22 protein-coding genes are annotated in these 20129 nt (G+C 66.2%); 9 read left to right on the plus strand and 13 right to left on the minus strand.

The genetic code is table 11. The features are described from left to right. Positions 1–9 precede the first annotated feature (9 nt). A complete protein-coding gene (locus CHU93_RS10495) occupies positions 10–498 on the plus strand; it encodes a DUF2793 domain-containing protein (protein ID WP_094473995.1) in 489 nt (162 codons plus the stop codon). 146 nt (positions 499–644) lie between these two features. Further along, positions 645–1847: an OmpA family protein gene (locus CHU93_RS10500; RefSeq protein ID WP_094474018.1), complete on the plus strand. Its 1203-nt coding sequence runs from the start codon at positions 645–647 to the stop codon at positions 1845–1847. 107 nt (positions 1848–1954) lie between these two features. Here the strand turns inward: CHU93_RS10500 and CHU93_RS10505 are convergent, their stop codons facing one another. From CHU93_RS10505 to CHU93_RS10530, 6 genes are all read right to left on the minus strand, one after another. Continuing rightward, positions 1955–2614, minus strand: coding sequence for a hypothetical protein (locus CHU93_RS10505; protein WP_094473996.1), 660 nt, complete (start codon positions 2612–2614; stop codon positions 1955–1957). Positions 2615–2691: 77 nt separating this feature from the next. Continuing rightward, positions 2692–2991: an SCP2 sterol-binding domain-containing protein gene (locus CHU93_RS10510; protein WP_094473997.1), complete on the minus strand. Its 300-nt coding sequence runs from the start codon at positions 2989–2991 to the stop codon at positions 2692–2694. Positions 2992–3071: 80 nt separating this feature from the next. Then, positions 3072–3329: a hypothetical protein gene (locus CHU93_RS10515; protein WP_086117096.1), complete on the minus strand. Its 258-nt coding sequence runs from the start codon at positions 3327–3329 to the stop codon at positions 3072–3074. Between the two features lie 131 nt (positions 3330–3460). Continuing rightward, positions 3461–4099, minus strand: a complete 639-nt coding sequence (lipB, locus tag CHU93_RS17960; protein WP_094473998.1) for a lipoyl(octanoyl) transferase LipB — start codon at positions 4097–4099, stop codon at positions 3461–3463. Further along, on the minus strand, positions 4096–5238 hold the full coding sequence (locus CHU93_RS17965; protein ID WP_094473999.1) for an epoxide hydrolase family protein: 1143 nt from the start codon (positions 5236–5238) through the stop codon (positions 4096–4098). Before CHU93_RS17965 ends, lipB begins: the two co-directional genes overlap by 4 nt. After that, entirely contained in the window at positions 5235–6869 is a 1635-nt protein-coding gene (locus CHU93_RS10530; protein WP_094474000.1) for a GMC family oxidoreductase, read from the minus strand. The genes CHU93_RS17965 and CHU93_RS10530 overlap by 4 nt, the downstream gene beginning before the upstream one ends. A gap of 158 nt (positions 6870–7027) precedes the next feature. Between CHU93_RS10530 and CHU93_RS10535 the strand changes: the two genes are divergently transcribed. Next, positions 7028–7690, plus strand: coding sequence for a PEPxxWA-CTERM sorting domain-containing protein (locus tag CHU93_RS10535; protein WP_094474001.1), 663 nt, complete (start codon positions 7028–7030; stop codon positions 7688–7690). Positions 7691–7699: 9 nt separating this feature from the next. Here CHU93_RS10535 and CHU93_RS10540 read toward each other — a convergent pair whose 3' ends face one another. The 3 genes from CHU93_RS10540 to CHU93_RS10550 are packed head-to-tail and all read right to left on the minus strand — an operon-like array spanning position 7700 to position 10632. Beyond that, on the minus strand, positions 7700–8206 hold the full coding sequence (locus tag CHU93_RS10540) for a glycine cleavage system transcriptional repressor (RefSeq protein WP_094474002.1): 507 nt from the start codon (positions 8204–8206) through the stop codon (positions 7700–7702). A gap of 58 nt (positions 8207–8264) precedes the next feature. After that, positions 8265–9383: a pyridoxal phosphate-dependent aminotransferase gene (locus CHU93_RS10545; RefSeq protein WP_094474003.1), complete on the minus strand. Its 1119-nt coding sequence runs from the start codon at positions 9381–9383 to the stop codon at positions 8265–8267. Positions 9384–9408: 25 nt separating this feature from the next. Next, complete coding sequence (locus CHU93_RS10550; RefSeq protein ID WP_094474004.1) at positions 9409–10632, minus strand: NAD(P)/FAD-dependent oxidoreductase; 1224 nt, start codon at positions 10630–10632, stop codon at positions 9409–9411. 108 nt (positions 10633–10740) lie between these two features. On the opposite strand from CHU93_RS10550, the gene CHU93_RS10555 reads away from it, so the two are divergent. Genes CHU93_RS10555 through CHU93_RS10570 form a run of 4 tightly spaced genes read left to right on the plus strand, consistent with a single transcriptional unit; the run spans position 10741 to position 13852 of the window. Continuing rightward, positions 10741–11619: an MBL fold metallo-hydrolase gene (locus CHU93_RS10555; protein WP_094474005.1), complete on the plus strand. Its 879-nt coding sequence runs from the start codon at positions 10741–10743 to the stop codon at positions 11617–11619. Beyond that, positions 11619–12581 (plus strand): quinolinate synthase NadA, encoded by a 963-nt coding sequence (gene nadA, locus CHU93_RS10560; RefSeq protein WP_243375536.1) that lies wholly within the window; start codon positions 11619–11621, stop codon positions 12579–12581. Before CHU93_RS10555 ends, nadA begins: the two co-directional genes overlap by 1 nt. Continuing rightward, on the plus strand, positions 12581–13411 hold the full coding sequence (gene nadC / locus CHU93_RS10565) for a carboxylating nicotinate-nucleotide diphosphorylase (protein ID WP_094474006.1): 831 nt from the start codon (positions 12581–12583) through the stop codon (positions 13409–13411). Before nadA ends, nadC begins: the two co-directional genes overlap by 1 nt. Before the next feature lie 42 nt (positions 13412–13453). Next, on the plus strand, positions 13454–13852 hold the full coding sequence (locus CHU93_RS10570) for a phosphate-starvation-inducible protein PsiE (RefSeq protein ID WP_094474007.1): 399 nt from the start codon (positions 13454–13456) through the stop codon (positions 13850–13852). On the opposite strand, the gene CHU93_RS10575 is transcribed toward CHU93_RS10570, so the two are convergent. The 4 genes from CHU93_RS10575 to CHU93_RS10590 are packed head-to-tail and all read right to left on the minus strand — an operon-like array spanning position 13839 to position 17687. After that, positions 13839–14201: a DUF4112 domain-containing protein gene (locus CHU93_RS10575; protein ID WP_094474008.1), complete on the minus strand. Its 363-nt coding sequence runs from the start codon at positions 14199–14201 to the stop codon at positions 13839–13841. The two genes, CHU93_RS10570 and CHU93_RS10575, sit on opposite strands and share 14 nt — an antisense overlap. Before the next feature lie 45 nt (positions 14202–14246). Next, on the minus strand, positions 14247–16397 hold the full coding sequence (gene purL, locus CHU93_RS10580) for a phosphoribosylformylglycinamidine synthase subunit PurL (protein ID WP_094474009.1): 2151 nt from the start codon (positions 16395–16397) through the stop codon (positions 14247–14249). A 33-nt stretch (positions 16398–16430) separates the two neighbouring features. Beyond that, positions 16431–17342 (minus strand): hypothetical protein, encoded by a 912-nt coding sequence (locus CHU93_RS10585; protein ID WP_094474010.1) that lies wholly within the window; start codon positions 17340–17342, stop codon positions 16431–16433. A 15-nt stretch (positions 17343–17357) separates the two neighbouring features. After that, a complete protein-coding gene (locus CHU93_RS10590) occupies positions 17358–17687 on the minus strand; it encodes a superinfection immunity protein (RefSeq protein WP_086117108.1) in 330 nt (109 codons plus the stop codon). A gap of 143 nt (positions 17688–17830) precedes the next feature. On the opposite strand from CHU93_RS10590, the gene CHU93_RS10595 reads away from it, so the two are divergent. Continuing rightward, positions 17831–19162, plus strand: a complete 1332-nt coding sequence (locus CHU93_RS10595; protein ID WP_094474020.1) for an NAD(P)/FAD-dependent oxidoreductase — start codon at positions 17831–17833, stop codon at positions 19160–19162. 149 nt (positions 19163–19311) lie between these two features. Further along, on the plus strand, positions 19312–19851 hold the full coding sequence (locus CHU93_RS10600; RefSeq protein ID WP_207759264.1) for a hypothetical protein: 540 nt from the start codon (positions 19312–19314) through the stop codon (positions 19849–19851). Positions 19852–20129: the final 278 nt, after the last annotated feature.

Consider the following 20129-nt stretch of genomic DNA (forward strand, 5'->3'; position numbering starts at 1 on the left):
AGACGCGCGATGCCGCAGACGGATCGATTGGGCCTGCCGTTGCTGGCAGCGGGCCAGGGGCAGAAGGATGTGACCCACAATGAGGCGCTGGCCCGGCTTGACCATCTGGTGGCGCTGGCCGTGGTGTCGCGCACGGCGGCTGCACCGCCGCTGGCCCCGGCACCCGGCGATTGCCACATCGTGCCGGCTGCTGGCGCTGCGGCATGGGGGCAGCCGGCCGGCACGCTGATGATCTGGCAGGGCAGCGGCTGGCAGGCCGATGCGCCGGCCGCTGGACAGATCGCATTGGTGCGGGATGAGGGCGTGATGCTGGTGCATGACGGGGGCTGGCAGGCGCTGTGGCCGGTGGCCGGGTTGCGCATCGGCGGGCGCATGGTGCTGGCCGTGCCGCCGGCCAGCGTGGCGGCCCCCAGTGGCGGCACGAGCGTGGATGCGGAGGCCCGTGCCAGCCTGGCTGCGTTGGTTGCCGCATTGCAGGCGCAAGGGCTTTTGCTGTGAATTGCGTGTGTCGCGGCGGCTTTTCCGCTGTTCACTGTGGCTTGGCCGCAACAATATCGCCAACATGATGCTTGCTTGGCCGCGCGTGGCTGCGTTAGAGATTTCCCGATGCCAGATGGACTGGCACGACTCTAAAGGGGATGATGATGCGCAGCTATGCGATCGGTCTGATCCTCGCGGCGACTGCCCTGACCGGCACCGCCAATGCGAAGGACAAGGCTTGGTACATCGGGGTGGAAGCGGGCGTGGGCCTGCTCCAGAACCAGGATCTGAACATTTCGACCGCCAACGGTGCCACCACCGTGAACCGGGCGATCAAGCAGGTCTATTTCCCGGGTTACGATGTGGGCGGCAACATCGGTTATGACTTTGGCGGTTTCCGCGCCGAATTCGCGCTGGACTATGTTCGCGGCCGCAATCGCACCTCCTATGTCGAAAATTCGCCCCCGGCGATTCCCTTCACCAACGCCTCTGGCGTGACCGTCACGGGCGTGCCGCCGATTGGCGCCTATCGTGATGCCGGCGGTTCGTCGTCGGCCCTGGCCTTCATGATGAACGGCATTGTCGATTTCGGCGGCAAGGACAAGAACGCGGGTGCCTATCTGGGCGCCGGTGCTGGTATTGCCCGCGTGAAGCAGTTCGGCCGCCTGCGTGCGCCGGGCGCCGTCTTCACCAACGATGCGGATACCGGCTTTGCCTGGAACTTTCTGGCCGGCGTGTACAAGCCGGTCAGCGATCACATCGATCTGGGCCTGAAGTATCGCTACCTGAAGGTCAGCAACGTCAACACCTTCACGACCAATGGTCTGCCGGTTGACACTCGTTTTGCCAGCCACAGCCTGCTGCTGACGCTGACCTACAACTTCTTCGAAGCCGAGCCGCCGCCGCCGCCGCCGCCGCCGCCCCCTCCGCCCCCGCCGCCGCCCCCTCCGCCGCCGCCGCCGCCGCTGCCGCCGTGCCCGCCGGCCGTGGTGACCCCGGGTCCGTTCCTGGTCTTCTTCGATTGGGACAAGTCGGCCATCACGCCGGAAGCCGCTTCGATCCTTGATCGTGCTGCCGAGCAATATGCCGCCACCGGCCAGACCAAGGTCGCGCTGGCTGGTCACGCCGACAAGTCGGGTAAGGACGAGTACAACGTGAAGCTGTCGCAGCGTCGCGCTGACGCCGTGAAGGCCTATCTGGCCGGCAAGGGTGTCCCGGGCGATGCCATCGGCACCGAAGCGTTCGGTGAAGGTCGTCCGCTGGTGGAAACCGCCGACGGTGTGCGTGAACCGCAGAACCGCCGCGTGGAAATCACTTTCAGCGGCGCCCCGGCGCCGGCCCCGACGGGCCCCTGCCAGCCGCAGTAAGCGGCCGACAGGCACACGCAAGAATTGGGAGAGCAACCGATTGGTTGCTCTCCCTTTTTTGTGTCCGTGATCTGATGATTGCTGGCCGGAGCCGGCCGCGAGCCGCCTTAGTCGTCGGCGACGATGGGTGCGGGCGGCTCGAACGTCGGCAGTGACAGGGCGGGCACCATCAGTCCAGCGGCCGGCGGCACATAGGCCAGCGCGGCGCGCACCAGCGGTACCTGTTCCAGCGCGATGGTGGAAAGCCCGCCCACCGATGCCAGCCGGGCGGCGAGACCAGCCTGACCGGTGGCCCAGCAGAAATTATACTGCGCGTCCATGGTCGAAAAGCTGTTGTAGCTCCGGGTGTTGTACCGATCAAAGGCGGCCGCGCCACCCCGCTTCATGGTGCGGTTGAAGTGGCCGATCAGAACGTTCTGCGCATGCACCAGATCGGCGCCATGCTTGCGCAGCATCTGATTATAATTGTCCACTGCGCGCAGGAACGGCGAATATTGGCATTGCAGTGCCGCCACATTCATGGCGGCCCGCAGCATCCAGACCGCATGGGCGCGGGCTTCGGCCGGAGTCGGCTTGGAAAGATTGACCGGTTTGGGCACCATGATGCCCGGCGTGGTCGGCAGCGTTGGCGGTTTGGGTGCGGGCTTGGCCAAGACCTTGGCCGGCACACGGCGCGCGGGTCGCTTGCGCTTGGCCGGTGCCGCATCGGCCGCGCTGGCCATCAGCACAGCACCAACGCTGGCCCAGAGAATCAGTTTGTTGTGCATTGTGGAATGGACCGTCCTGCGGGCCAGGCCGGTGGGCCGGGCCGGCCTGGGGCCGCCCGGCGCACCAGCGGTGCCGATCAGCCCAGGATGCTGCCGAGCGACAGGGCGACCGACATGTCGCCTTCGATCTTCAGCTTGCCCATCATGAACGCCATCTGGGCGTTCTGCTTGCCGGTGGCGATGTCCATGAAATCGGCCATGCTCACCTTCACGGTGCAGGCGGTCGGGCCGTCTTCATTGCTCACCACGACGGGCGAAACCGTATCATCGATGCGCACCAGGCCGTCGGCGCCAAAGTCGAATTTGACCGACTTCTTGAACTGGCCGCCGGCGCCGATGCGCTGGGTCATCTGCGAAGTGATTTCTGCAAGGCTCATTGATTTTCCTTCCCCAAAGAAAAAGGGCCGCCCCGAAAACGGGACGGCCCTTCCTAAAGCAATTCGACGAAAAGTCGAACTTACTTGGCAGCCGGAGCTTCAGCGGCCGGAGCGGCAGCGGCGTCAGCGGCCGGAGCAGCAGCGGCGTCAGCGGCCGGAGCGGCGGCGTCAGCAGCCGGAGCCATGGCGTCAGCAGCCGGAGCGGCTTCAGCAGCCGGAGCGGCTTCAGCGGCCGGAGCTTCGGCGGCCGGAGCTTCTTCGGCCTTCTTTTCGCCGCAAGCGACGACGAGCAGGGCGGCGCCAGCGATCAGAGCGGCGGTCTTCAGATTCTCGATCATGTTCAAACTCCTTGGACGGTATCGCCTGGACCCAGGACGAGTTGGGACGGCAAACCCATATCCCCCAACCGGGGTAGACATTAGCGATGCGCGCCGCGTCGTGCAAGTGCAACATGCGGCGAACTGGGCGATCAGATGGCCAGGCGCGACAACATGGCCGGCAGATGGCGGCGCAGCGCCGCGTCGAGCTGCATCATCGTGGCATTGCTGCCCTCGGCACGCAAGCTGGTCACCGGATCACTGAGCCCGCACGGGATGATTCCTTCAAAATCAGCCAGTTCGGGATCAACATTGAGCGAGATGCCGTGGAAGCTGACCCAGCGTTGCACGCGGATGCCAATGGCGCCAATCTTGGCCAGGCCGCGCTTGCCGTCCACCCACACACCGATCTTGCCCGGGATGATATGGGCGGTGATGCCAAAATCGCCCAGCGCGGCGATCAGCCATTGTTCGAGCGACGCGACGAATCTGCGCACGTCGCGGCCACGGGCCGCCAGATCGAGCATGACATAGACGGTGCGCTGCCCCGGCCCGTGATAGGTGTAACGGCCGCCGCGCCCGGCTTCGAACACCGGAAGGCGTGCTGGATCAACCAGTTCGGCTGGATCGGCACTGGTGCCGGCGGTGTAGAGTGGCGGATGCTCGACCAGCCAGATCCGCTCCGGCTCGGTGCCGGCCCGAATCGCTGCTGCCAGTTCCTGCATGCGTGCAAGTGCTGCCGGATAGTCGGTCAGCCCGTCCGCCACCTCCCAGACCAGGTCTGGAATCACAGCCCGGCCGCAAAGGCCCGGAGATCGGCCAGGAACAGTTCGGGTTCCTCCAAGCTGGCGAAATGGCCGCCACGCGGCATCGTCGTCCAGTGGGTGACGTTGTAACCGCGCTCCACCATCGCACGCGGCGGAAAGGCCAGAAGATCGCGCGGGAAGGCAGCAACGCCCACTGGCACCACTACGCGGGCACCGGCCGGCATGGCAAAACCGCCTTCCAGATAGAGGCCGCGATACAGCCAGGTGGCCGTGAGGAAGCTGCGGGTGGTGAGATAGATCATGATGTTGGTAAGCATCTGATCCATGGTGAAGGGCGGATCGACATAATCCCCCGCCACGTCCGACCAGCCGACGAACTTCTCGGCAAACCAAGCCGCCACGCCCATGGGTGAATCCATCATGGCAAAGCCCAGGCTCTGCGGCTTGGTGCCCTGCAGGTGGAGATAGGCGGTCTCGGCCTCCCTTATGGCCACCGCCTTCTGCAGCCATGCCAATTCCTCCGGTGCCTTGGGCGACATGTCAGCCGGCCGCAGGCCAAAGCCGTTGAGGTGGATCGCCTGCACGCGGGTCGAATCGAGCCCGATCCAGCCGCCGATCACACAGCCCCAATCCCCGCCCTGATAGAAATAGCGGTCATAGCCCAACGCGCCCATCAGCGCGTCATAGCGGCGGCCAATCTCGCGCGGGCCGATCGGCGCCGACGGCCGATCAGACCAGGCATAGCCGGGCAGGGACGGCGCGACGACATGGAAGGCCGGCGCCGATTTGTCTTCCGGTTCGGCCAGCCGTTCGATGATGGCATCAAATTCCTGGATTGATCCCGGCCAGCCATGGGCGATCAGCAGCGGTCGCGCATCAGGCCGGCTTGAGCGCAGATGGACGCAATGGAGGTGAAACGGCTGGCCACCATCCTCCCCCACCGCCACGCGGCAATGCGGTAGCCGGTTGAGGCGCACCACCGCTGCTGGCCAGTCAAAATCGTTCAGCCAGTGCGCCTGCAGCCGCTGCATATAATCGCGGTTGGCACCGTGCCGCCAGCCAGCGTTCGGCGGCTCTTCGAACCAGCGATAGGCCGCAACCCGGTCGCGAATCCAGGCGACTTCGGGTTCGTTCGCCGGGATCGTGAACGGCGTGCTGCTCATGCCGCCAGCCCCAGCTTGCGCTCCAGCTTCACACGGCTGGCGATGATGTCGGCGGCCTTTTCGGCGATCATGATGGTCGGCGCATTGGTGTTGCCCGACACGAGATAGGGCATCACGCTGGCATCAATCACCCGCAGCCCCTCCACGCCATTCACCCTGAGCTGGCCATCCACCACGGCTCGCTCGTCCACGCCCATGCGGCAGGTGCCGACCGGGTGATAGATGGTCTCGGCCCAGCCACGCATCTTTTCCAGCAGCGTGGCGCGGTCGGTCACACTCGGCCCGGGCCAGGCTTCGCCATCATTATAGGGCGCAAAGGCCGGCTGGCCGCCGATGCGGCGGGCGATTTCCACCCCGGCCACCAGCGTTTCCACATCCTCGGGCGCCGACAGATAATTGGGATCGATCGCCGGTGCCGCCAGCGGATCGGGCGATTTCAGCCGGATCGTGCCCCGGCTTTCCGGGCGCAGCTGGCAGACATGCAGCTGATAACCATGCCGGCCGCCCATGGTGCCGCGGCCGTGCGGGTTGCCGATCACCGGCATGAAATGCATCTGGATATCGGGGGCGGCCAGGCCCTCGCGGGTGGACAGGAACGCCCCCACCGGGGTTGGCATATGGGCGCCATTGCCGCTGCGCGTGAACACCCATTTGCCCAGCGCCATCAATTTGTTGATGAATTTCGAATTGTTGTTGAGCGTGATCGGCTGGCTGCAATGCCATTGCACGATCACATCCAGGTGATCCTGCAGATTGCCGCCCACATCCGGGCTGTCGACCACCACGTCCACACCCATGGCCTGAAGATGCGCCGCCGGGCCGATGCCCGACAGCATCAGCAGCTGCGGGCTGTTCACCGCGCCGCCGCACAGGATGATTTCCCGCCCCATGGCGCGCCCGTCGACCTTGCCCTGGGTGTAGCTGACGCCGACGGCGCGCTTGCCGTCGAACAGCACGCGCCGCGCCTGCACGCCGGTGCGGATCTCGAGGTTCGGCCGCGCCCGCACCTCGGCAGTCAGATAGGCCTTGGCCGCCGAGAAGCGTTCCCCATCCTTGATCGTGGCATCATATTGGCCGGCGCCTTCAAATTGCAGCCCGTTGAAATCATCGGTGCGGCCATAGCCGGCCTCCACCGCCGCCTGCAGAAAGGCATCGTTGAGCGGGTTGGGCAGGGCACCCTTGCGGCTGCTGTGCAACGGGCCGCCGGCGCCGTGATATTCATCGGCGCCGCGCTCCGAATCCTCGGCCTTGCGGAAATAGGGCAACACATCGGCCCAGCCCCAGCCGGTCAGGCCGAGCTGGCTCCAGCGATCATAATCGCTGGCATGACCGCGGATATAGACCATGCCATTGATGGACGAGGAGCCGCCCAGCGCCCGCCCGCGCGGCCAATAGAGCTTGCGGCCCCCCAGATGCGCTTGCGGTTCGGTCCAGAAGGCCCAATCGAACGGGCTGTCCTTGTCGGGCGGGATGATGTTGGCGATGCCCGCCGGCATCTGGATCAGCATGTTGTTGTCGTTGCCGCCGGCTTCCAGCAGCAGCACGCGGGTGCCCGCATCGGCCGACAACCGGTTGGCCAGGGCGCAGCCGGCCGAACCGGCGCCCACGATGATGAAATCAAACGGGTCCATGCCCAAACTCCCTAAGCGATTTTGCCCACGCTAACCCTGTTTTGAGTCGTGCGCAAACTGCCAGACATGGGGAGGTAATGATTGCAAATTTGTTTCTTGCGAGTTCATATTCAGGTAAATAGTTTGTTCATGAATTGATGCTTTTGGGGGAAAGATCAATGTTCAGAAACATCCTGTCTGCCGGCGGGTATGCGGTCATCCTCGCCTCGGCCGCGGCCGCCACACCGCCCAGCGTGGTGCAATGGAGCACGGCTCAGGGCGGCAACGGCCACCATTATGAAGTGGTGTTCGATCCCAACATCAGCTGGCAGGCGGCCAGCGCCGCCGCGGCCGCGCGCAGCTTTGGCGGCCGCAGTGGCCATCTCGCGACCTTCGTCACCCGCGCCGAACAGGAATATGTCATTGCCCAGCTGGGCGGCGGCACCGCGCTCAATGCCCTGTGGCTGGGCGGCTACCAATCGGGCGGCAGCGCCGAACCCTATGGCGGCTGGAACTGGGTGACCGGCGAAGCCTGGGCCGGCGTCGCGCCCAATGATCCCAACCTGCCGCGATCGGATTTCGGGTTCAACAACCTCTATTTCAATGGCGACCCCGAAGGCTACACCATCACCTGGTGGAACAGCGGCGGCATCAATGACTATGTCGGCACGCCCAACCCGATCTATGGCGATGGAAATGGCGGCAGCTCCCGCGGCTATATCGTTGAATATGGCCTGGCCGCCGTGCCGGAACCCGGTGCCTGGGTCAGCATGATCTTCGGCTTTGGTCTTGTTGGCCTCAGCAAGCGCCGCCGCAGGGGCGTGCGCCCGGCCAGCGTCTGAGCGGGCGGCTCAGGCCAGATCGACCATGATCTCGGCCGACACGCCCTCCAGCGCGGCCTGAACATCGGCCTCGCTCACGCCCGGCGGCAGGCTGGCCACCACCTCGGCGCGGAACAGCCGCGCGCCTGACCAGGCGCCATCCTCGGCCGTGGTTTCCAGCTGCTCGATGTTCACCTTCAACGGGCTCAGCGCCTGCGCCAGTTCGTTGACGATGCCCGGCCGGTCCTGCGCCACCAGCTGCAGGGTCAGCCGCGTGCCCGTCTCGGCCGCGCCTTCGCCGGCATCGACCAGGCTGACATTCAGCCCCTTGGCGTCCACATCGGCCACCGCCTTGTGCAGCACGGCCAGCCGTTCCGGCGCGATTTCCACCAGCACGCTGCCAACATAGCGCCCGGCCAGCCGCGCCAGATGCGATTCCAGCCAGTTGCCGCCCGCATCCAGCACCGCCTGCGCCAGCGCGGCGGTCAGGCCCGGCCGGTCGGAGCCGATGACGGTGAGGATGACTTTGCTGGCCATGGGCGTTTCCCTTGTTCTGTTTGGCCAACCCATGCGCCGGGCTGGTGAGGCTGGCAAGTCAGACGTTGACCAGCTCCGGCAGCGCCCGGGCATAGCGTTCCACGTCGGCCAGCCGCCCGGTCGACACGCGCGACCATTCGGGCCAGGCCGGCCCCCACGCCCCGCGCACCAAAATCCCGCGCTGCGCCATGGCGGCGGCAAAGCGGTTGGCATCGGCCACCTTCACGAACAGGAAGTTGGTCTGGCTGGGCAGGGCCACCGTGCCCGCCTTGGCGACAGCGGCCTGCAGCACCCGGCGCGCGGCGATGATCGATGCCCGGCTCTGCTGCTGGAACGCGCCATCATCCCAGGCCGCCAGCGCTGCGGCGAGGCCCGGCGCATTCAGGCTGATGGTCAGCCGGTGGCGCTTCAGCTCGGCAGCATTTTCGGGGGAGGCGACGGCATAGCCGATGCGCAGGCCGGCCATGCCGAACAATTTCGAAAAGGTGCGGGTGATGATGATGTTGGCACCATTGGCCACCAGCGGCAGCATCGTGGTGGCGGCCGGATTGTCGGCCAATTCCATATAGGCTTCATCGACCAGCAGGGTGACATGCGCCGGCAGCGCCTTGGCAAAGGCGGCCAGTTGGGCCGGCGGCAGCACCATGCCAGTGGGGTTGTTGGGGTTGCACAGATAGACCATGGCAACGCCGGGCAGGGCGGCGGCGCGGGCCAGCGCATCGAGATCGATCCCCATGTCGGGCGCCATCGCCACGCGGCGATAGTTCAGGCCCTGCGCCATCGGATAGAGCAAAGGCTCGTCAAACTGCAGCGCCGGCACCAGGATGGTGCCGCGCCGCCCCCAGGCCAGCGCCGCGCTGGTGATCAGTTCGGAACTGCCGTGGCCCAGCACCACCTGCGCGGCCGGCACGCCCAGGCGTTGGCCGATCTTCGCCTTCAACCGCTCCTCGGCATCATCGGCATAATACCAGGCGCTGCGGGCCAGATCGGCCATGGCCTGGATCGCCGATGCCGGCGGGCCGAGCGGGTTTTCATTATATTTGAGATGCGCCACCCCCGGCGCCGGCGCAAAGCCGGTGGGATCGGCCACCATCGGCTGGATGGTGATGGCGCGGGCCGGTGCAGAGGCCGCCGCTGTTCCTGCCAGCCCCAGCCAGTTCCGCCGTGTCACGTCCATGTCTGCCCCCCTGAAAACCGCTGCATCAGGCCGGATGATGCGCCTTCAGCGGTGTGGCCGCGTCCGCCAATGCGTCCACCGGCACCACAACGCCCTGTTCCACCAGCGCCTTGCCCTGCACATAGTCGCGCGCTGCGTTCACGCAGTCCAGCGCGATCACCTTGCCCTGCTTCAGATAGACAAGGCTGAAGCTGCGTGTCGCCGGATCGCCGCGCAGCACCGTTTGATCATGGCCAAGGCTCAGCCCCATCGTCTGCAGCCGCAAGTCATATTGGTTGGACCAGAACCACGGCACCGCGCGATAGGGGGCGGGATCGCCGGTGATGGCCCGCGCCACGGTGATCGCCATGTCGGCGGCGTTCTGCACCGATTCCAGCCGGATTTCGGCCCCGCCGGCAAACGGGTTGGCGTGGCAAGCGCAATCACCAATGGCAAAGATGTCGGGCAGGCTGGTGCGGCAATGGTCATCCACCCACACCCCGTTTCCGCCTTTTGCGCCGGCCTCCAGCAGCGGCTGCACCGCGGGCACGATGCCGATGCCCACGATCACCAGATCGGCGGCAAAGTGCCGGCCGTCGGCCAGGCGAACGCCCGCCACCCGGCCATTGGCGCCGGTGATTTCCGTCACGTGCGCACCGGTTTCTATCACCACACCATGGGCGCGATGCTCGGCCTCATAGAAGCGGGACAGGTCGGGGCCGGCGACGCGGGCCAGCACACGGTCGAGCGCTTCGAACAGGGTGACGTGATGGCCAAGCTTGGTCAGCACCGCAGCCGATTCGAGGCCGATGTAACCACCGCCGATGACGATGACATTACGGGGTTCCCCCAGGGCGGCGATCAGCGCGTCCACATCGGCACGGGTGCGGATGGCGTGGATGTCGGCCAGATCATGGCCCGCACAATTCAGCCGCCTTGCATCGCCGCCACCGGCCCACACCAGCTGGCCATAGGCGATCGGCCCTGCGCTCGTTTCCAGCCGGTGCGCCGCCGCATCCACCGCCGTCACCCGCGTGCCCGTCAGGATCTCGACCTGGCGCTCCGCCCAGAAGGCCGGCGGGCGCAGCAACATGCGCGCGAAATCCTTCTCTCCTGCCAGATATTCCTTTGACAGCGGCGGACGCTCATAAGGCAGTTCCGGTTCGGCGGTGAGGATGGCGATGCTGCCGGCGAAACCGCGCTGGCGCAGCTGCGCCGCCTGGGCCGCGCCGCCATGGCCGCCGCCAACGATCACCACATCAAATTGCATCGCTTGCCTCCATTTGCCGTTGGGATGCGGCATTGGCGCGGCCTTGCCAAGCCGGGTTGTTGCTTATCGCCTCTTTCAATCCGCTCGCCCCGCTGCCACATGGGGGCCATGGATCTGGCCAGCCACCCCGACAGCGCCGCCTATGGCCATCTGCAGCCGCGCTCGCCGCTGGTGCGCCGGCTGCTGGCGAAGAACCCGTCGCCCTTCACCTTCACCGGCACCGGCACCTTCGTGGTCGGCACCCCCGGCAGCGCGCTGGCGGTGATCGATCCCGGCCCCGATGATCCGGCGCACCTGCGCGCCCTCACCGATGCGCTGGCCGGCGAAACCGTCAGCCACATCGTCATCACCCACACCCACATGGATCATTCGCCCGCCGCCGTGGCGCTGAAGGCCGCGACCGGCGCCTTGGTGGTCGGCTGCGCGCCGCTGGTGCTGAGTGATGATGGCCCGCGCGCCGATGCCGGGTTCGATCCAAGCTATGCCCCCGATTCCGTGCTGGCCGATGGCGATTCCATCCATGGCCCGGGTTGGACGCTCACCGCCGTCCACACGCCGGGCCACACCAGCAACCATCTCTGCTTTGCACTGCCGCAGGAAAAGGCGCTGTTCACCGGCGATCATGTCATGGGCTGGTCCACCACCGTGGTCGCCCCGCCCGATGGTGACATGGCGGATTACATGGCCAGCCTGCAGAAGCTGCTCGATCGGGATGATGCCGTCTATCACCCCACCCATGGCGAGCCGGTGACCGAGCCGCAGCGTTTCGTTCGCCATCTCCTCGCCCACCGCCGCCAGCGCGAGAATCAGGTGATCCGCGCCATCGGCGAAGGGCTCACCACCATCCCCGCCATGGTGGCTGCCATGTATGCCCAGGTGGACAAGCGCCTGCACCCCGCCGCGGCGCGCAGCGTGCTCGCCCATCTCATCGATCTGGAACGGCGCGGCCTGGTGGCCCGCGCTGACGACGTGTGGAGTATCGCCTGATGGACGCGCGCTTGAACCTGCTGGGCGGCGGCCCGGCTGTGGATGTGAAGGCCGAAATCCAGCGGCTGAAGCGGGAGCGCAACGCCGTCATCCTCGCCCATTATTATCAGGCCCCCGAAATCCAGGACATTGCCGATTTCGTTGGTGACAGCCTCGACCTGTCGCGCAAGGCCGCCAACACCGATGCGGATGTGATCGCCTTTTGCGGCGTGAAGTTCATGGCCGAAGTCGCCAAGATCCTCTCCCCGCAAAAGACCGTGATCCTGCCCGATCTCAAGGCCGGCTGCTCCCTGGAGGATTCGGCCCCGCCGGCCGAGTTCGCCCGTTTCCGCCGCGCCCACCCGGATCATCTGGCGCTCACCTACATCAACTGCTCGGCCGCGGTGAAGGCGGAGAGCGACATCATCGTCACCTCCAGCTCGGCCGAACGCATCATCGCGCAGATCCCCAAGGATCAGAAAATCCTGTTCGCGCCCGACAAGCATCTGGGTGCCTGGCTCAGCCGCCGCACCGGCCGCGAAATGCTGTTGTGGGATGGCAGCTGCATCGTCCACGAACGTTTCTCGGTCACCGAACTGTTGAAGCTGAAGGCGCAATATCCGGATGCGCCCGTTCTGGCCCACCCGGAATGCCCGGCCGCCATATTGGAGCTGGCCGATTATATCGGCGCCACCAGCGGCATCCTCAAACAGGCCAGCGAGCGCACCGACCCCGTCATGCTGGTCGCCACCGAACCGCACATCATCCACCAGATGCAAAAGGCCGCGCCCGACAAATTGTTCATCGGCGCGCCAGGGGCAGACGGCAATTGCGGCTGCAACATGTGCCCCTATATGGCGTTGAACACGCTGGAAAAACTCCATCTGTGCCTGCGCGATCTGTCGCCGGTGGTCGAAGTGCCCGAGGATATCCGCCTCGCCGCCAAGCGCAGCCTCGACCGCATGCTGGAAATGTCGGCCTGATGCTGGAGGGGATGGATCTCGCCTTCTTCATCGCCGCCACGCTGCGCGAAGACATGGGGGCCGGCGGCGACATCACCTCGGCCGCCGTCATTCCGGCCGATGCCCGGCTGTCGGCCGTGATGGCCAGCCGGGATGATGTGACGCTGGCCGGGCTGCCGCTGGCCGAGGCGTTTTTCCGCGATCTTGATCGCGATTGCCGGATCGAGATGCTGGCCCAGGATGGCCAGAGCGTGCCCGCCGGCACCGCCCTGATGCGCATCAGCGGCAACGCCCGCGCCCTGCTCACCGCCGAACGCTCGGCGCTCAACACGGTGCAGCACCTGACCGGCATCGCCACACTCACGCGGGCCTATGTGGATGCCATCGCCGGCACCGGCGCCATCCTGCTCGATACCCGCAAGACCCTGCCCGGCCTCAGAACCCTCGAAAAATATGCCACGCGCATGGGCGGCGCCACCAACCACCGCATGCGGCTGGATGACGGGGTGATGATCAAGGACAATCACATCGCGGTCGCCGGCGGGGTGGAGCCAGCCGTGCGCGCCGCCAAGGCCGCTGGCCTCACCGGCATCGTTGTCGAGGTTGACCGCATCGACCAGATCGAACCGGCGCTCGCCGCCGGGGCCGACCGGCTGCTGCTCGACAACATGGATGTGCCGACGCTGAAACAGGCCGTCGCGCTGGTTGCCGGTCGCGTGCCCACCGAAGCCTCGGGCGGCGTCCGCCTCGACAGCATCCGCGCCATAGCCGAAACCGGCGTCACCTATGTCAGCGTCGGCCGCATCACCCAGAGCGCACCGGCCGCCGATATCGGCCTGGACTTCGCCTGAGCCGCACTGGCGCCGTCCCCAGGCAGCCGTTACACTCCCGCCATGGATGATCCCGCCCACGAAGGCCTCAGCCCCGCCGACCGCGCCCGCGCGCTGGTCACCTTCGGCTGGATCGAACGCGGCCTGTTGTTCCTGATCGCGCTGATGACGCTGGGGGCGGTCGCGCTGGAACTGCTGCGCGTCTGGCAGGCGCAGAACATCAACCTCGCTGATATATTGCTGATGTTCCTCTATACCGAGGTGATCGGCATGGTCGCCGCCTTCTATGCCAATGCCGCGGTGCCCGTGGTCTATCCGATCTTCATCGCCATCACCGCGCTGGCCCGGCTGATCGTGCTGCAGGGCAAGGAAATGGCGCCGCAATCGATCATCTTCGAAGCCAGCGCCATCCTGTTGCTGGCCATCGCCGCCACGATCCTGGTGCGGTTCAAGGCGCGCTGATCCGGCGCAACAGCTTGAGATTGCGGCTGTTCGACCGGAAGAACAGGTCAAACACATCACCGGCCAGCGGCACGCTGCCGATCGCTGTATCCAGCCCGACATTGGCCAGCATGCGCAACTGCAGCCAGCGCGACGCGCCCAGGTTGCGCGCCTCCCACACCAGATACAGGCCCATCAGCGCAGTGGTGGCATCGCCCACGCCCGGCACCAGGCCGATCAGCGCGTCCAGCCCGATGCGGCGCGACAGGCCGGGAATGCGGATGGCGCCTTCCAGCAGAAATTCCAGCCGCTCGATCCGCGCGCGGGCGGCGGCGGCATCGGTGCGGGGCAGGGGGATGGCCAGGGTCATGCCCTTGAATCTGGCCCTTGCCGGGCGCGATTCAAGGGGCGGCGCTTATCCCCGGATCATCGCCGGCAGCGCATCCTCGTGCAGCCGCTTGAGCTCGGCCAGCGCCACCGTCTCGCCGTTCAGCACCAGCGCATCACCGCCCACCGTGCCGATGCGGGTCGCGCCCGGAATGTCCACGCCGGCCGGCGCCGTCACCAGATAGCGGCCCTGGTCTTCGCCAAAGGCGGTTGCGGCGTCCAGTCTGCCGTCCACCACCGCGCCCAGCCCGCTGGCCAGCGCCATTTCGGCCAGCGCCACCACCAGGCCGCCATCCGACAGATCATGCACCGCCGTCACCGTGCCGGCCGCGATCAGGCCGGCCACCGCCTCGCCATGGGCGCGTTCGGCCACCAGATTGACCGGCGGCGGCGGGCCTTCCTCGCGGCCATGGCATTCGCGCAGCCACAGCGACTGGCCCAGATGCGTGCCATCCCCGCCGATCAGCCAGATCGCCTCGCCCGCCGCCTTGAAGGCCAGATCCATCTGCTTGGCATAATCGGCGAGCAGGCCGACGCCGCCGATGGCCGGGGTGGGCAGGATGGCGTTGCCACCGCCCGTCGCCTTGCTCTCGTTGTAGAGGGAGACATTGCCCGACACGACCGGGTAATCCAGTGCCCGGCAGGCTTCGGCCATCCCCTCGATGCAGCCAACCAATTGCCCCATGATCACCGGGTTCTGCGGGGAGGCAAAGTTGAGGCAGTTGGTGATCGCCAGCGGCTTGCCGCCCACGGCGATGATGTTGCGCCAGGTCTCCGCCACGGCTTGGCGGCCGCCTTCATGCGGATCGGCATAGCAGTAGCGCGGCGTGCAATCGGTGGCGATGGCCAGCGCCTTTCTTGTGCCGTGCACGCGCACCACCGCGGCATCGCCGCCGGGGCGCTGCAGCGTGTCGGCGCCGACCATGTGGTCATATTGTTCCCAGATCCAGCGGCGCGAGCACAGGTCCACGCTGGCCATCAGCGTCTTCAGATCCGCCGCGATGCTGGCGCTCGCCGGCACATCGGCCAGGGGCTCACGCTTCGGCGTCGGCACATGCGGCCGGTCATATTTTGGCGCGGCGTCGGCCAGCGGTTCCAGCGGGATGCGGCCAACCTCGTGGCCGTGGAAGGTCATGGTCAGGTCGCCGCCGTGCACCACCTCGCCGATCACGGCGAAATCCAGTTGCCACTTGCGGAAAATGGCTTCGGCAAAGGCCTCGCGGCCCGGCTTCAGCACCATCAGCATCCGCTCCTGGGATTCCGACAGCATCATTTCATACGGCGTCATGCCGGCTTCGCGGCACGGCACCTTGTCGAGATCGAGGCGGATGCCCACCCCGCCCTTGCTGGCCATTTCCACCGACGAGCTGGTGAGGCCGGCCGCGCCCATATCCTGGATGGCGACAATCGCGTCCGATGCCATCAGCTCCAGGCAGGCTTCGATCAGCAGCTTTTCGGTGAACGGGTCGCCCACCTGCACGGTCGGGCGCTTTTCCTCGCTGTTCTCGTCAAATTCGGCGCTGGCCATGGTGGCGCCGTGGATGCCGTCGCGCCCGGTCTTCGAACCGACATAGACGACCGGATTGCCCACGCCGGCGGCGGCGGAATAGAAAATCTTGTCGGCCCGCGCCAAGCCCACCGTCATCGCATTGACGATGATGTTGCCGTTGTAGCTCTTGTGGAAAATCGTCTCGCCGCCCACGGTCGGCACGCCGACGCAATTGCCGTAACCGCCAATGCCGGCCACCACGCCCTTCACCAGATGGCGCATCTTGGGCGCATCAATCTCGCCAAAGCGCAGCGCATTCATGTTGGCGACGGGGCGGGCGCCCATGGTGAACACATCGCGCAGGATGCCGCCCACCCCGGTGGCGGCGCCCTGATAGGGCTCGATATAGCTCGGGTGGTTGTGGCTCTCCATCTTGAAGATGGCGGCATCGCCGTCGCCAATGTCGATCACGCCGGCATTTTCACCCGGCCCCTGAATCACCCAGGGGGCCTTGGGCGGCAGCTTGGCCAGGTGCAGCCGGCTCGACTTGTAGGAGCAATGCTCCGACCACATCACCGAAAAAATGCCGAGTTCCAACAGGTTCGGCTCCCGCCCCATGGCGGCGAGCACCCGGTCATACTCCTCGGGCGTGAAACCATGGGCGGCGACGATGTCGGGGGTGATGCTCATGGACGCGCCCCATAGCCGCAGCGGCGGCCTTTGTCATGCGGCTTGCGCGCGCGCCCTGAGCGCACCGCGCAGCATCACCACCGCGGTGTAGAGGATGACCAGGCTCACCATCCATTTCAGCGCCGTCAGCGGCAGCGATTTCACCACCAGCGCCGCCACCAGCACCGCCGGAATCCCGCCCAGCACCATCGCCAGCGGAATGCGCACATCCACCCGGTCGGCGGTCAGATGCGATGCGCTCATCACCGTGCCGGCCACCGACGCGCCGGTCGCCATGATCGGAAAGCACAGCCTGGGATCCAGCCCCATCAGCGACAGCAGCGCCAGCGTCGGCGCATAATTGCCCACGCCGAAATTCAGCAGCACGCCAAAGCCGAAACTGGCGGCAATCGCCACCGCCGTCAGGCCGGGCGACAAGGCGTTGGCGGTGCCGCCCGCCGGCATCAGATCCAGGATCGACAGGATATAGAACAAGGCCGCCAGCAGCAGCGCCACCGCCACCCAGGCCTGCACCACCCAGGGCCGTGCCCGGCTCACCAGCCGCACGCCCACCAGGCCGCCGGCCAGCAACGTCACCACGCTGCCCAGCAACAGCAACGGATCAACATTCACCCCCAGCAGGATCAGGAAGATCACCGATTCCACCATGGTCGGCAGGGTCAGGCCGGCGATCATCGTCTGCGGGATCAGATGATCGGGCACCATGCGCCGGAACTTGAACCAGGCCATGGTCGGCGCCATCGAACCGATGCCCAGCGTGTCGAGGAAATTCACCACGGCGCCCAGCGCCGTCGCCTCCACCCCGGGCCGCGCCCGCTGGCGCGCGGCGGCGCGCAGCAGCACCACCGCATTGGCCAGCGCCGCCAGCCCCAGCATGCCCAGCAACAAATTCAGCATCGCGCTCTCCCCGGCGCGCACCAGGCCCCAGGCCCGGCACGGCGTCAAGCCGGGGCAGGGGGCTCAATGGGGCAGGCGCGGCAATTGGCCCAGGCTGGTCAGGGTCAGCGCCAGGCCGCCGCCCACCAGCAGCACCAGCACACCGATCAGCAGTGGCCGCTGCGCCTTGTTGTGCACGAACCGGTTGATCACCGCATCGTTGCGCGCACCGCCCACCGCCCAGGCCATCAACGCCAGCCACAGCAGGAACGACAGGATCGACAGGATGTTGATCCGTGCCAGCAGCGCCCGTTCGGGATGGCGGCGGGCATAGGCGATGGCCGTCGGCAGGAAATTCAGCACCAGTGCCAGTATGGTGCCAATGGCCAGCGCCAACATCTGCTTGTCTGTCATCAGGGCGACCCTTTGCGTATTATGATAATAACACAGTGGGAAGCCGCCAACCATCTGTCAATCCGGCACAAACATATTTGGCAATTGCGCCCCGCACGTTAAAGGGGGTCATCACGGGCAGAGTGAGGCTGGGCGCAACCAACATGCCGCGCACACGGGCAGACGGAAAGAAAACCCAGATCGTCGTCGTCGGCGGCGGCGCCGGCGGGCTGGAGCTTGTCACCAAGCTCGGCGCGCATTTCCCGCGCCAGGATTTCGATATCATCCTGGTCGATCGCAACCCCACCCACATCTGGAAGCCGCTGCTGCACGAAGTGGCCGCCGGCAGCCTGGATGCCAATCTGGATGAGGTCGGCTATCGCGGCCACGCCTATCGCTGGGGCTATCGCTATTTCGATGGCGCGCTGGAAGCCATCGACCGTGACGCCAAAGAGATCATCATCGCCCCCATCCGCGATGAAGACGGCAGCGAGGTGATCGGCCGCCACCGCATCCGCTATGATTATCTCGTCATCGCGGTGGGCAGCATCTCCAATGATTTCGGCATCCCCGGCGTCAAGGATCATTGCCTGGCGCTGGAAAGCCGCCCGGATGCTGATCGCTTCCGCCGCAAACTCTTGAACCAGTGCCTGCGCGTGTCGCGCCAGATGGTCGCCGATCCGGCCAGCGATGCCACGGTCAAGGTGGTGATCGTCGGCGGCGGCGCCACCGGCGTCGAACTGGCCGCCGAACTTTATTCCGCCGCCGATGCGCTCGGCTTCTATGGCCTTGAAGTGTTTGACAGGAAGCGCCTCACCGTCACCCTGCTCGAAGCCGGCCCGCGCATCCTGCCCATGCTGCCGGAAAAGCTCGCCGCCGCCGCCCACAGCGAGCTGGAAAATCTCGGCGTCTCGGTGCGCCCCAACACCCAGGTCGTCGCCGCCACCCCTGATGCCATCCATGTCAAGGATGGCACGATGATCCCCGCCGATATCCGCGTCTGGGCCGCGGGGGTGAAGGGCGCCGACTTCCTCAATGGCATCGGCGGCCTCGAAACCACCCGCGGCAACCAGCTGCTGGTGAAAGACACGCTGCAGACCACGCTTGATGATGCCATCTTCGCCATCGGCGATTGCGCCAGCTACACGCCCCCCGGCCACACCCGCCCGATCCCGCCGCGCGCCCAGGCCGCCCACCAGATGGCCGACACCGTGTTCCGCAACATCAAGGCGCTGATCGCCGGCAAATCCCTCATCCCCTTCGTCTATCAGGACAAGGGCGCCTTGGTGAACCTGGCGCGCTATTCCACCGTCGGCAGCCTGATGGGCAATCTCGTCGGCGGCAAGATGGCCATCGAAGGCCGCCTCGCCCGCTTCGTCTACACCTCCCTCTACCGCCTCCATCTCATCGCCATCCACGGCTGGATCAAGGGCCTGTTCCTGATCCTGATGGGCCACGTGAACCAGGTCGTCCGCCCCAAGCTGAAACTGCATTGAGCCGATCCTCCCCAAACTTGTTTGGGGAGGGGGACCGCCGTAGGCGGTGGAGGGGCGAACTGAACTGGAACTTCAGAAAAGCAAACTGCCCCCAACTGGCCAGGCCCGGCCCAGTTGCGGCCTGCAGACAAGTCGCGCATACATAACCAATGCCGGTTCGGCCCGATCGGCGGGCTACAGGCACGGGGGGTGCACACATGCCGACAATCACGCCGCTTGGCTGGTTCCACACCGGTATCGCCATCATCGCGATCCTCGCCGGGATCTATGCGCTCGTTGTCCACAAATTGATCACGCCCGGGCAGCGCTCGGGCCAGCTCTACATCGCCTGCACGCTGCTCGCCGCCGCCACGTCACTGATGATCTTCAATCAAGGGACCGGCTTCGGTCCCGCCCACGCCCTCGGCGTGCTGACCCTGCTGGCCCTGGCCGGCGGCTTCATCGTGCCGCAGCTCCGGTTCCTGGGCGGGCTCATCCCCTATCTCCAGACGCTGTGTTTTTCATCGACCCTGTTGTTCCACATGATCCCGGCCATCACCGACGGCCTGCGCCGCCTGCCGGTTGGCGATCCGGTGGTCGACCGCTTTGACGATCCGCTGCTGCGCGGGTTCCACCTGGCCTTTCTTGGGCTGTTTGTGCTCGGCTATGGCGTCCAGGTCATGTGGCTGCGCCGCCAGCGATCGGCCTGATCCTGATGCTGATCGGCCACGTCAACCCGGTGGTGCATCCCAAGCGCAAACGGCACCCAACCAATCCTCCCCCTCCGGGAGAGGTGGCACGCCAAGCGTGACGGAGGGGGCGAGGCGGGGCGTTTCAAAAGAACAAGAAGGCCTCCGCCCCGGATCAAGTCCGGGGTGACGTGTGCAGGGGCGCGGCCCCTGCACCCGTTCGATTTCAAGTGCGCTTACAAGAGAGATGGCTGCATGCGCCCCGATTGTGTTGAAAAACTCGGCCTTGCAACGGCGCT

Source organism: Sandarakinorhabdus cyanobacteriorum, from assembly GCF_002251755.1.
GTDB classification, from domain to species: domain Bacteria; phylum Pseudomonadota; class Alphaproteobacteria; order Sphingomonadales; family Sphingomonadaceae; genus Sandarakinorhabdus; species Sandarakinorhabdus cyanobacteriorum.